Here is a 12,103-nt window from a genome sequence, read left to right on the forward strand (position 1 = left end):
CGCGTATGCCGCCAACCACCCCACCCACTTCTATCCCGCCAACCATCGCTCCACCCACGGCTGCCCCACCTGCCTACCCGCCGCCCCCGGAGACGACCCAACCTCCCTATCCCTGAACTGGAGGGTTCCATGAACCTGATCCTCCTCGGAGCAGGGCTGATCGTGCTCCTGATCCCCGGTCTGGCAGGGATGGCCTGGCTGCGTCCATTCGATCCCGCCCGTGAGCCAGCCGAATTCCTGGCCGACGCCATTGCCCTGAGTATTTCGCTCACGAGTCTTGCCGGGCTCTTATTCAATCTGCTCGGCATTTACCCCGGCGCCGCAGGAGCAGCCATTCTGTACGGCTTATGTCTGGCCGGTGCAGTCACAGGTTTTCTTTACCGCGGCTCTGCGCCCTTTCCTGTGCGTCAAAAGCTACCCGCCTTGTTCAACGGCCTGGCGGCAGGGGTCTGCATCGCGGCACTCCTCTGGTTTCGGCTTTACCAGGTGAGGAACCTTGTGCTTCCCAACTGGGTTGACTCAGTCCATCACACCCTGATTGTCAGAGTCATCCTCGAAAGGGGTGGCCTTCCGGGCGACTTACACCCCTACCTGGATGCTCCATTTTCTTATCATTACGGGTTTCATTTGCTCGCCGCTTCCTTCGCAAGCTGGGCACAGCTTTCGCCTGATCAGGCCGTGCTCCTCCTGGGGCAGGCAATCAATGCTCTGATTGCTCTTTCCATTTACCGCCTGGCACGCGGTTTGGAAATTCCCCGTTCCGCCGCCGCCCTGGCAGGGCTGTTGACAGGCTTTGGGTTCCACATGCCCGCCTATTACGCTACCTGGGGACGCTACACCCTTTCCACCGGCCTGGTAGTTCTCTTTCCGGCCATGGCCGCTGCCCTCGAGGTGCGCCGTCATCCGGGCAACCGCAGGGCTGGGCTCTTTTTTGCCCTGCTCACAGCCGGGGTCTGTCTGAGTCAGTATCTGGCGATTGTTTTTCTGGTGCTATTTCTCTTTGTGCTTGCCCTGCCCGGGTTATGGCAGGCCATCAAACGGCGGTCAGTGCACCTTGCCCCGCTCGAACTGGCCGGGTGGGCATGGGCTGGCGGGATACTGGCTTTTCCATGGCTCTTCCGCGCTTTGATGGATAACCTTTCTCAGGCTCGCGTACAGGGAATCAGGCTGGCTGTCCGGTCTTCTGATTGGAACTATCTGATCAGCCTGCTCGGCCCACGCTCTAACCACATCCTTCTGGGTTTCGCAGCGCTGGGACTGCTTCTGGCCGGACTTTCCGCCCCATCCTCCCTGCGTCTTTTTGCCGCCTGGAGCAGCCTCATGCTTCTCTTCTCCCAGCCTTTTTTCCTTCAACTGGGCCCATTCCGCCCCGACCTGTACGCCATTGTCCTTTTTGCCCCCGCCGCGATCCTCCTCGTATATCTCATCGACAGAGCCTGTGCGGCGCTCGGTCGGCGTACCCACCCCCGGCTGGCGACCGGCGCGATGATCCTCGTCTCCTCTCTGCTCCTCCTCTGGGGCATCCGGGAAAACCGTAACATCATCAACCCCGTCACCGTCCTTGCCACCCGGGCCGACCTGCATGCCCTGCGCTGGGCACAGGCCAATCTGCCCTCGGATGCACGCTTTTTCATTAATGCCACTCCCTGGCAGGGAAACATTTACCGCGGCACCGATGGCGGTTACTGGCTCATGCCTTACGCCGGCTTTTATACCCTCGTTCCGCCCGTCCCCTACATGTGGCTCGACTCTTCCTCCATCGAACAGATCAACCGGCTTGCGCACCTTGCCGGCCAGGTGAAGGGGTGTACTCCAGATTTTTGGGAAATTGTGCGAGAGGCTCGGCTGACGCATGTGTATATTCACGAAGGCAAGGGCAGTTTGCAGTCCGCCCCGTTAGACTTCTGCCCCCGGCTGACCCTCCTCTATCGTCAACAGGGAGTCTCCATTTACGCCATCGAACAACTCCCATAAACAAACGAGGGCTGTTCGAACTGAACAGCCCTCGCCGACCCATTTCAGAGATCAGGCAGCCTCGCGGTCTTCTGGAGGATGGGCACGAATTGAATTGCGGATTAACTCAGTCGGCATGGTTTTATCCAGAAATGGCGCCAGCCCAACCACCACCTCAGCACTGATCGTGCCTTCTGCCACATGGCCAAGAATCTTCTGCAACGCCGACTGACTGAAAAACGGGGCCAGCTCCACCAGAATGTTTGCATCCAGAGCCTCTTCTGAGACCCGGTCAACCAGCCGTTCTAAAGCCTCCCTGCGTAAGAAGGGCGCCAGCGACTCGAGCAACCGGAGGTCAATTTTCCCATCCACGGCTTCAAAAACCAGCCTCTCCAGCGTCTCCGCTTTGAGGAAGGGGGCCAGTTCTTCAATATGCACTCTCTCCACAGACCCTTCCCAAACCCGATCCACCAGACGGTCGAGGGTTTCGGTGCTCAGGAAAGGCGCCAGGCCAGAGAGAAGCTCTGCCTGAATCTCACCCTTAAGCACCCGATCCACCAGGGAATCCAGGGCCTCTTTACTCAGAAAAGGGGCCAGCTCTTCCAGTTGTTCCTCACTCAAACGTCCTTCTCCTACCTGCTCCACCAGCTGGTTAAGGGTGTTCTTGCTTAAAAAGGGAGCCAGTTCCATTAAGAAATCCGGGCTGATCTCCCCTTCCATGACCCGATGCACCAGGGTATCGAGAGTCTCGCGGCTGAGAAATGGAGCCAGGCTACTTAATAATTCGCGGTTCATTTTCCCGTCCACCACGCCCTCCACCAGTTCACTGAGAAGTTCCTGGCTAACAAACGGCGCGAGTTCTACAATTTGTTCCATGCTGAAGGGAAAGCCCTTCATTTTCTCGATAACGGCATCCATCGTGCTGGGGCGCGTCAGAGGGGCGAGCTCGATCAAAGACTGGAAATCGGCTTTCTTTTCTACCAGCATCTTTGATGCCTGATCCAGATTTCCTTCCGCGATCTCCTGGGCCAGCTCGCCCGCAACCGTTCGGCTTCGATCACGGAAAAGACCTCCCGCACCGCCGTTGAGCAGGTGATCCACGCTCACGCGAAAAACCCGCGCAATTTCAGCCAGGGTGGTAATATCCGGGAAAGACTCACCGGTTTCCCAGCGGGAGACGGCCTGCGGAGTCACGTGGAGGCGCTCGGCGAGTTCGCTCTGGGTCCAGTCTCGCTGCCGACGTAATTGCGAAATACAGGCTCCGGTTTTCTTTGGGTCGATCATTGAGTCATCCTTTCTCTTTCAGAAATTATCTTCCGGTATCTGCCCCGGAAAAGGAGAGCTGCGCGCAGTTCCAAACGACAATCTCACTGTATCAAACGCCGGGAGAAAAATCAAACAACCGCTGGTTGAATCTCGCTCCTGCAGTCTCAACTGCCCATTGAGTCTCTCCATAAACCTCCCGGAATTACTTTCCAAACCCCCATCACACGACAAAAATCATCCAATTTGGAGGATTGTGAAATTTGCCACCATGCCTAACCTGTGTTATACTCATTTTCTAGCAAGAGTAATTTGATAAGCTTGGAAGGATTTTCCCATGCTTGATGATTATCTTCCCCTTGTAATTATCATTGTGTTCTCCATCATTCTGGGTGTCCTGGTCATCCTTCTGGGCACACTCTTTGGGCCGCGTCGTCCAAGCGAGAAGAAGGCCATGCCTTACGAATCGGGCATGGTGCCTTACGGCCCGGGCGCGCGGCGTATTCACGTGCGCTATTATCTCGTCGCCGTGCTTTTTATTCTTTTTGATATCGAGGTGGTCTTCTTCCTCCCGTGGGCTGTCGCTTTTCGTGAACTTGGCCTGCCGGGGCTGGCGCTCATGATCATCTTTGTCATTATTTTAGAGGTAGCTCATCTGTTTGCCTGGAAGAAAGGAGCGCTTGAATGGGAATAGAACAGAAACTCGGCAACCTGGGCATCGTCACCACAAACCTGGAACAGGTGGTCAACTGGGCACGTACCAATGCCATGTGGCCGATGCTCTTTGGGCTGGCCTGTTGTGCCATTGAAATGATGGCGGCGCAGGCCTCTCATTATGATATGAGCCGTTTTGGCATGGAATTAATGCGCGCCAGTCCCCGTCAATCCGATCTGATGATCGTCGCCGGACGGGTCAGCCGTAAAATGGCTCCCGTCCTGCGTCAACTTTATGACCAGATGCCCAATCCCAAATGGGTCATTGCCATGGGCGACTGTGCGTCCTGCGGGGGAGTGTTCAATAATTACGCAATCCTTCAGGGGGTTGACGAAATTGTGCCCGTTGACGTGTACGTGGCTGGTTGTCCCCCTCGCCCCGAGGGATTGATCCACGGCATTATGACCCTGCACGAAAAAGTCAAACAGGAAAAGTTCACCAAATGGGGGTAAGAAGCATGGACGAAAAGCTCCAGTTGGCCGTCAACGCTGCCCGTGATCGCTTCGCGGCTTCGGTGCAGGAATTTCGCGGCGAGGTCACCCTCATCACCCCGGCTGAATCTATCGTCGAGCTGATGCGCACCCTGCGCGATGAGTTCGGCTTCGACCAGCTGGTGGATGTAACCGCGGTAGATTATTTCCCCCGGCAGACCCCGCGTTTCCATGTAGTGTATCACGTTCGCGTCCTGGCAAAGTCCCTCGTACTGTGTGTGCGTGTCCCCCTGGACGGCAACGCTCCGCGGCTTTCTACCGTGGAAGGTGTTTACCCTGGCGCAAACTGGTACGAGCGTGAGGTGTACGATATGTTTGGAATCACCTTCACGGGGCACTCCGATATGCGCCGAATTATCATGCCTCAGGACTGGCAGGGGCACCCCCTGCGTAAGGATTACCCGCTGGGCTACGAAGAAGTGCAATACACCTTTAACTTCGATCAGATCAGCGTGCGCAAGCCCCATCCTAAGGAATAACGGAGAAAGCGCATGACAGAAATTCGTGAAGTGTCGGTTGATGAACTCCGCCATCTGGTCTCCGAGCGTGCCCTGGAAGGCGACACCATGTTGCTTAACATGGGGCCGCAGCACCCCTCAACCCACGGTGTGCTGCGCCTGCTGCTGGAGCTGGATGGTGAAATTGTGGTCAGCTGTGTGCCCGATATCGGCTTCCTCCATACCGGGGTTGAGAAAAACATGGAAGCCAAAACCTATCAGAAGGCTGAGGTCATGACAGACCGGCTGGATTATCTTAATCCGCTTGGCAACAACCTCACCTACTGCCTGGCCGTTGAAAAACTATGCGAAATCGATGTCCCCCCCCGGGCACAGGCCATTCGCGTTATCCTTGCCGAGCTGACCCGCCTCAATTCCCACCTTCTCTGGCTGGGCACTTCTGGCCTCGACCTGGCGGCCATGTCCATTTTCCTCTACTGTATGCGTGAGCGTGAAAAGATCCTCGATATTTTCGAGATGGTCTCCGGCCAGCGCATGATGACCACCTACATCCGCCCCGGTGGCCTCTGGAGGGATGTGCCGGTTGAGTTTGAGGATGCGGTGAGCCAGTTCATTGACGCCTTCCCCCGCGAGCTTGATAAATACCACGCCCTGCTTGATACCAACGAGCTTTTTATCGAACGAACCAGGGGAATTTCCATCATCACCCGGGATGAATGTGTGGCTTACGGCATTACCGGCCCCATTTTACGTGCCAGCGGCATGGCCTATGACCTGCGAAAAGCCCTTCCTTACTCAGGATATGAGCAGTACGACTTCAACATCCCCACCCGCACCGAGGGTGACATTTATGCTCGTTACGCCGTGCGCATGGACGAAATGGCCGAATCGCTCAAGATCATCCGTCAGGCCCTGAATAAACTCCCCTTCGGGCCTGTGCGGAGCAACAAGCGTAAATTCGTCCCGCCTCCCCGTTCGGAAATCGGCACCAGCATGGAAGCACTCATCCACCACTTCAAACTGTGGACCGAGGGCTTTTCAGCACCGCCCGGCAGTGTGTATGTAGCCACCGAGTCTCCACGGGGAGAACTGGGGGTATTTCTCGAATCCGATGGCGGTCCCAAACCCTACCGGGTTCATTTCCGCACCCCCACCTTTGCCAACCTGCAAATTATGCCCATCCTCACCCGTGGGCATTTTGTCGCCGATGTAGTTGCCGCCATTGGTAGCATTGATATCGTTCTGGGAGATGCCGACCGGTGAACCAGCTGCTCCAAAAATACCCTGAAGAAGTCCAGCAAATTCTCGCCAAATATCCGCCAGAATTCAAACGCTCGGCAGTGATGCCTTTACTCTATCTGGCTCAGCGCGAAGCGAACTACGTTCCACGTCAGGCGCTACAGGATATTGCCGAAATCCTCGAAATTTCCACCACCGATGTCGCTTCGATCGTCGGGTTCTACACCCTCTACTACGACGAACCCGGAGGCCGTTACCGCATTCAGGTCTGCACCGACCTGCCCTGTGCTTTGCGTGGAGCGGACCGTTTCCTGCAGGAACTGTGCGAGCGCCTCGGGATTGAGGAAGGCGGCACGACCCCTGACGGACTCTTTACCGTTGAGGCCGTCAAATGCCTGGCCGCCTGTCATCGGGCACCCGTTTTCCAGGTACAGGGCGATGGCGAGATCGTCTACCACGAAAACCAGAGCGTGGAACTGGCCATGGCATGGATCGAAGAAGTTCGTGCCCGGGTAGCCGCGAAGGAGGATCGGTCATGACCACTACCCCCCACCTCTTACTTCGCCATCGAGAAATCGCCAACCTTGATCAGCTGGAAGTTTATTTACAGCATGGCGGGTTTGAAGCTTTCAAAAAAGTGGTCACTCAGATGCAGCCCGCTCAGGTCATCGATGAAGTTAAGGCTTCAGGGTTGCGGGGGCGCGGCGGTGCAGGCTTCCCTACAGGAATTAAATGGAGCTTTTTACCCAACAACCTCTGGCCGCATTACGTGGTCTGTAACGCCGACGAGTCTGAGCCAGGCACTTTTAAAGATCGAGAAATCCTGGAAGGCAACCCCTTCCAGCTTCTTGAAGGGGTGATGATCGCCAGCTACGCCGTACAGGCCAACCTGGCATACATCTACCTGAGGGGTGAGTTCTGGCAAATTGCTCACCGTCTGGATGAAAAAATCGCCGAGCTTGAAAAGGCCGGCTTCCTGGGAGAAAACCTCTTTGGCACCCCTTACTCATTACAACTGCGCACCCACCTGGGCGCCGGCGCCTATATATGCGGTGAAGAGACCGCCCTGCTGGAATCCCTGGAAGGAAAACTTGGCCAGCCGCGCCTGCGTCCGCCCTTCCCGGCAGTCGTGGGGCTTTACGGAAAACCCACCGTCATCAACAACGTAGAGACCCTCACCAACCTGCCTTTGATCCTCGAAAAGGGAGCGGCCTGGTACAAATCGATGGGCACTGAACGCAGCCCGGGTGTCAAGATTTTCTCTCTCTCAGGGTGTGTGAACCGCCCCGGGAATTATGAATTGCCCCTCGGCACCACCTTCCGCGAATTGATTTACACCCACGGCGGCGGTGTGCCAGAAGGCCGTCAGGTGCGGGGCATTATGCCAGCCGGGGCTTCTTCAGCCATCATTTCGATCACCGAGGATCGTCTCCTCGATACCCCTATGGATTACGAATCGGTGGCTGCCATTGGCTCACAACTTGGTTCCGCTTCGGTGATCGTACTCGATGACTCCGTCGATTTTGCCTGGCTGGTGAGCAAGACAGTCAACTTCTTCAAACACGAGTCCTGCGGAAAGTGTACCCCCTGCCGCGAAGGCACCTTCTGGATGAACCGGCTGGCTCAGCGCATCATCAATGGCCGGGCCACCCCTGAAGACATCTCCCTGCTGGAGACCGTTGCCAATCAAATTGCCGGGAAGTGCCTGTGCGCGCTGGGTGAATTTTCGGTCATGGCCGTCACTACAGGCATTCGGCAATTCCGAAGCGACTTTGAACATCACGTCAACGGTTCGGGGAGCACTGCAACGGGTGGTTAATCTGCCACCGAGCAATGCCCGTAGAACCTTGAATTTATCGAGAGGGTTTGCATGCCAAAAGAAATCACCCTGACCATCGATGGACAGACCGTGAGCGTACCGCCGGGTACGCTGGTGGTAGACGCTGCCAAAAAAATCGGCATTGATATCCCGGTCTTTTGCTACCATCCCAAAATGGAACCGGTAGGAATGTGTCGGATGTGCCTGGTAGATATCGGGCGTCCGATGATCGACCGTGCCAGCGGTCAGCCCGTCATGGATGAAAACGGGAATCCGCGCATTCAATTTGGCCCCAAGCTTGACACCGCCTGTACCACGCCGGTCACCGACGGAATGGTAGTGATCACCCAGAGCCAGAAGGTAGCCTCGGCTCGGAAAGACGTGCTGGAATTTCTCCTTACGTCTCATCCGCTCGATTGCCCCATTTGCGACAAAGGCGGAGAATGCCCCCTGCAAAATCTGACAATGGGGTACGGCCCTGCAGAAAGCCGCTTTATTTTTGAAGAGAAGATGCACCTGGCCAAGCATGTACCCCTTGGCGAGCTAATTTACCTCGATCGCGAACGCTGCATTCAATGTGCGCGTTGTGTGCGCTTCGAAAACGAAATTGCCGATGATCCCGTCCTTGGCTTCAGCCAGCGGGGACGAGCACTGCAAATCGTCACCTTCTCTCAGCCCGGTTTCGATTCCATCTTCTCCGGAAACACCACCGACATCTGTCCCGTGGGGGCTCTCACCACTGCAGACTTCCGCTTTGGCGCTCGTCCCTGGGAACTGAAACCCGCGGCTTCGCTGTGCAATCATTGCCCGGTGGGTTGTAACCTGACCGTCAACGTGCGCCGGGAAGCCGCTCAGGGAGGAAAACTGGTGATCAAGCGGGTAATGCCCCGCCAGAACGAAAACGTCAATGAGATCTGGCTCTGCGACAAGGGCCGTTTTGCCTATCATTACGCCGAAAGCCCCAACCGCCTCACCCGTCCCATGGTTCGCCGTGGAGATGAGCTTGTTACGGTTAGCTGGGAAGAGGCTCTGGCCGCCGCCGCAGATGGAATTCGCTCAACCGGTGGGGAACTGGTAGCCCTGGCCGGGGGACGTCTCCCTAATGAAGATCTTTTCACCCTGCGCAGGCTGGCTGACACCCTTGGCGGTAAGGTCCTTCTCTCAACCTGTATGGGGGGTGGCGACCTGGTATCTCAGGTTGGATTGACCCCCGGAAGTAACCTGGCAGACCTGGGCAAAGGGGATGCCATTCTGGTCATTGCGGCCGATCTCCATCAGCAGGCTCCTCTCTGGTGGCTGCGCCTGAAGGCCGCCGCCAAACGCGGGGCTTCCCTCATCGTAGCTGGTGCTCGCCCTACCCGGCTTGAACGATTCGCCACACGGGTCATCCGTTACCGATACGGAGAAGAGCTGGATGTGATCCAGCAATTCCTGGATGGAAAATTCCCCGAATTTTCCGAAGCTCAAAACGCCGTCATCTTCTATGGCGGCGAGGGCATGGATATGCTTGGCACCAGCGCCCTGGCACAGGCCTGTACAGGCCTCCTTATTCAAACCGGCCACTTTTCTCGCCCCAACAACGGGCTGGTGCCCGTCTGGCTCCATGCCAACACGCAGGGCGCCTGGGAACTGGGGATTCATCCCTCGGGGAACCTGGCGCGGAATCTGGCTGAGGCAGGAACACTTTACATTGTGGCTGCCGACCCGGCCGGAGACGACCCCACTCTGGCTGAAGCCATGGAAAAAGCCAGTTTTATCATCGTGCAGGAACTTTTCCTCACCGAAACCGCCCGCAAAGCCCATGTGGTCTTCCCGGCTCAAGCCCATTTCGAACGGGAGGGTACCTTCACCTCAGGAGAACGGCGCGTTCAGCGTTTCTATCCGGTCATTGAGCCCCTCCCCGAAACCCGCCCCGATTATGCCATCCTTGCACAGCTTGGTGAGAAGCTCGGTTTACCTTTGGAAGGGCGCGCTCCGGCGCTCATCTTCCGCGATCTGGCCACCAGCGTTTCATCTTTCCGTGGATTGGATTACACCCGCCTGGCCGAAACTGCTCCCCAATGGCCTATCGTTGGCCGGGGTGATCTCTATTACGGTGGAACCACCTATGAGAACCGCGAGGGATTGGGCTGCACCCTGAGCGCCGCCTCTCAAAAAGAAGGCTGGCACCCGCCTGCCACGTGGGCCGGGCGTATGCCAGAGCATACCTTTGACCTGGACAGGATGAACGCCGAGGGGCTGGTCTGGTTGGTGCCGGTAGTGCGTTTGTACGATCATGGCACAACCGTCACTCCTTCGACCCTGCTCAGAGAGCGACTGGCCCGTGCCGAAGTATCCCTTCATCCGGCAACCGCCGAGCGCTTCAACCTTAAAGATGGACAACCCGCGCGGCTTCAGTTAGGCGGCAAGGAATACAGCGTTCCCGTCAGGCTGGATGAAACCCTGCCCGAAGGGGCCGCATTGATCCCCCGCAGTTGCGGCCTCCCGGTCTCCTCTCCGCACGGGGTCAAACTCGAACCGGTAATCAGGGAAATCGTATCATGATCATCCCTTCCCTTTCCACTACGGTATTCCTTCTGCGAAAGGCAAAACAACGATGGATGGCGCATTGATTCTGGAATGGGTACTCAAATCGGTTTTCATCTTGCTTGCTCTCACGGCTGGGTTTGCATACCTCACCCTTTTCGAGCGCCGGATGATCGCCAGATTTCAAACCCGCATTGGCCCCAACCGGGCCGGTCCCTTTGGGTTGTTACAGCCCGTGGCCGATGGCATCAAATTGATCTTCAAAGAAGAACTGATCCCGGCCTCAGCTGACAAGGTCATTTTCATCCTTGCCCCAATTATTACGGTCATCCCTTCTTTGATCGTGACCGCGGTCGTCCCCTGGGGAAGTGTCATTCGGCTCGGCGGGCGCGCCATCCCTCTTTACCTGGCCGATATTAATGTGGCCCTGCTTTATGTCATGGCAGTCACTTCTATTTCAGTATACGGGATCACCCTGGCGGGCTGGTCATCGAACAATAAATACGCCACCCTGGGCGGCCTGCGCTCCACCGCCCAGATGATCAGCTATGAAATTGCCATGGGATTCTGCTTCGTGGTGCCCGTTTTATTAAGCGGATCGTTGAGCCTGGTGGACATCGTCGAAAAACAGCGCGGACTCTGGTACATATTTCTCCAACCCGGCGCGGCTATTATCCTGGCCATCACAATGTATGCAGAAGTCAACCGTGCCCCCTTTGATATGCCCGAGGCCGAACAGGAACTCACCGCCGGTTACCATTCAGAATATTCCGGGATGAAGTTTGCCCTTTTCTTCATGGCAGAGTACATCAAGATGATCGCGGTTTCCATGATCTTTGCCACACTCTTCCTGGGAGGATACCTGTTACCATTCCAGGGTTGGTTTGAGAAACTCCCGGTTATCGGCCCGATCATCCCCTATCTCGGCCCGTTTGTGCTACTTGCCAAGGTCATCGTGCTGTTGTTTGGTTTTGTCTGGGTGCGCTCAACCCTGCCGCGCATTCGTTACGACCGCCTGATGGCTTTTGGCTGGAAGATCCTTTTCCCACTTTCACTGCTCAGTGTGCTGGTGACAGCAGTGGTGGTATTACTGGTGCAATGAGGAGCCATACCCGGCACCCCGAAAGGAGCCTGTATGTTCAAAGGTCTCTTAACTACCCTGAAAGAATGGGCATCGAAACCGGTAACCATTCAATATCCTGAAGAAAAGCGTCCCGTCCGACCGCGCTTCAGAGGTCGTCATGAACTGAAGCGCTACGACAACGGACTGGAAAAGTGCATCGGGTGTGCTTTATGTGCCGCCGCTTGCCCTGCAGATGCCATCTTTGTCGAGGCGGCAGAAAACACCGATGACGAACGTTATTCCCCCGGAGAACGCTACGCCCGCGTTTACGAGATCAACATGTTACGTTGCATCTTCTGTGGTTTCTGTGAAGACGCCTGCCCTACCGAAGCCATCGTCCTGGGCGACCAGTACGAATTATCGTTCACCACCCGGCAATCGGCCATTTACACCAAAGATATGCTCCTTGAGCCAGTGCCGGAGGGCGGCAAACCCACCCCTCAACGAACCGAGCCGGGCGTATATACCCGTGCAGTTCCGGCCATGAAAGACCCACAGGATTGACCCCAAGGAGGA

At 56.5% G+C, this 12,103-nt stretch carries 11 protein-coding genes; 10 read left to right on the forward strand and 1 reads right to left on the reverse strand.

Annotated elements, in window-relative coordinates:
• Positions 1-129 precede the first annotated feature (129 nt).
• Positions 130-1,974 (forward strand): hypothetical protein, encoded by a 1,845-nt coding sequence (locus tag ATHL_RS11105; protein ID WP_062193608.1) that lies wholly within the window; start codon positions 130-132, stop codon positions 1,972-1,974.
• A 51-nt stretch (positions 1,975-2,025) separates the two neighbouring features.
• Here ATHL_RS11105 and ATHL_RS11110 read toward each other — a convergent pair whose 3' ends face one another.
• Positions 2,026-3,237, reverse strand: a complete 1,212-nt coding sequence (locus ATHL_RS11110) for a helix-turn-helix domain-containing protein (RefSeq protein ID WP_062193610.1) — start codon at positions 3,235-3,237, stop codon at positions 2,026-2,028.
• 316 nt (positions 3,238-3,553) lie between these two features.
• On the opposite strand from ATHL_RS11110, the gene ATHL_RS11115 reads away from it, so the two are divergent.
• The 9 genes from ATHL_RS11115 to nuoI all read left to right on the forward strand — a co-directional run bounded on the left by ATHL_RS11115 (position 3,554) and on the right by nuoI (position 12,091).
• The gene (locus ATHL_RS11115) at positions 3,554-3,910 is read left to right on the forward strand and encodes an NADH-quinone oxidoreductase subunit A (RefSeq protein ID WP_062193612.1); all 357 of its coding nucleotides are present in this window, start codon (positions 3,554-3,556) and stop codon (positions 3,908-3,910) included.
• On the forward strand, positions 3,901-4,383 hold the full coding sequence (locus ATHL_RS11120; protein WP_062193614.1) for an NADH-quinone oxidoreductase subunit B: 483 nt from the start codon (positions 3,901-3,903) through the stop codon (positions 4,381-4,383). Before ATHL_RS11115 ends, ATHL_RS11120 begins: the two co-directional genes overlap by 10 nt.
• Before the next feature lie 5 nt (positions 4,384-4,388).
• Entirely contained in the window at positions 4,389-4,901 is a 513-nt protein-coding gene (locus ATHL_RS11125) for an NADH-quinone oxidoreductase subunit C (RefSeq protein WP_062193726.1), read from the forward strand.
• An 87-nt stretch (positions 4,902-4,988) separates the two neighbouring features.
• Positions 4,989-6,143 (forward strand): NADH dehydrogenase (quinone) subunit D, encoded by a 1,155-nt coding sequence (nuoD, locus tag ATHL_RS11130; RefSeq protein WP_420807575.1) that lies wholly within the window; start codon positions 4,989-4,991, stop codon positions 6,141-6,143.
• Positions 6,140-6,658 carry an NADH-quinone oxidoreductase subunit NuoE family protein gene (locus ATHL_RS11135; RefSeq protein ID WP_084001383.1) on the forward strand — a complete coding sequence of 173 codons (519 nt, stop codon included), beginning with the start codon at positions 6,140-6,142 and terminating at the stop codon, positions 6,656-6,658. Before nuoD ends, ATHL_RS11135 begins: the two co-directional genes overlap by 4 nt.
• Positions 6,655-7,938 (forward strand): NADH-quinone oxidoreductase subunit NuoF, encoded by a 1,284-nt coding sequence (nuoF, locus tag ATHL_RS11140; RefSeq protein WP_062193620.1) that lies wholly within the window; start codon positions 6,655-6,657, stop codon positions 7,936-7,938. The genes ATHL_RS11135 and nuoF overlap by 4 nt, the downstream gene beginning before the upstream one ends.
• A gap of 51 nt (positions 7,939-7,989) precedes the next feature.
• The gene (gene nuoG / locus ATHL_RS11145) at positions 7,990-10,482 is read left to right on the forward strand and encodes an NADH-quinone oxidoreductase subunit NuoG (protein WP_062193631.1); all 2,493 of its coding nucleotides are present in this window, start codon (positions 7,990-7,992) and stop codon (positions 10,480-10,482) included.
• A 52-nt stretch (positions 10,483-10,534) separates the two neighbouring features.
• Positions 10,535-11,566 (forward strand): NADH-quinone oxidoreductase subunit NuoH, encoded by a 1,032-nt coding sequence (nuoH, locus tag ATHL_RS11150; protein WP_062193634.1) that lies wholly within the window; start codon positions 10,535-10,537, stop codon positions 11,564-11,566.
• A gap of 33 nt (positions 11,567-11,599) precedes the next feature.
• Positions 11,600-12,091 (forward strand): NADH-quinone oxidoreductase subunit NuoI, encoded by a 492-nt coding sequence (gene nuoI / locus ATHL_RS11155; RefSeq protein ID WP_062193637.1) that lies wholly within the window; start codon positions 11,600-11,602, stop codon positions 12,089-12,091.
• Positions 12,092-12,103: the final 12 nt, after the last annotated feature.

It is taken from the genome of Anaerolinea thermolimosa, from assembly GCF_001050195.2.
GTDB classification, from domain to species: domain Bacteria; phylum Chloroflexota; class Anaerolineae; order Anaerolineales; family Anaerolineaceae; genus Anaerolinea; species Anaerolinea thermolimosa.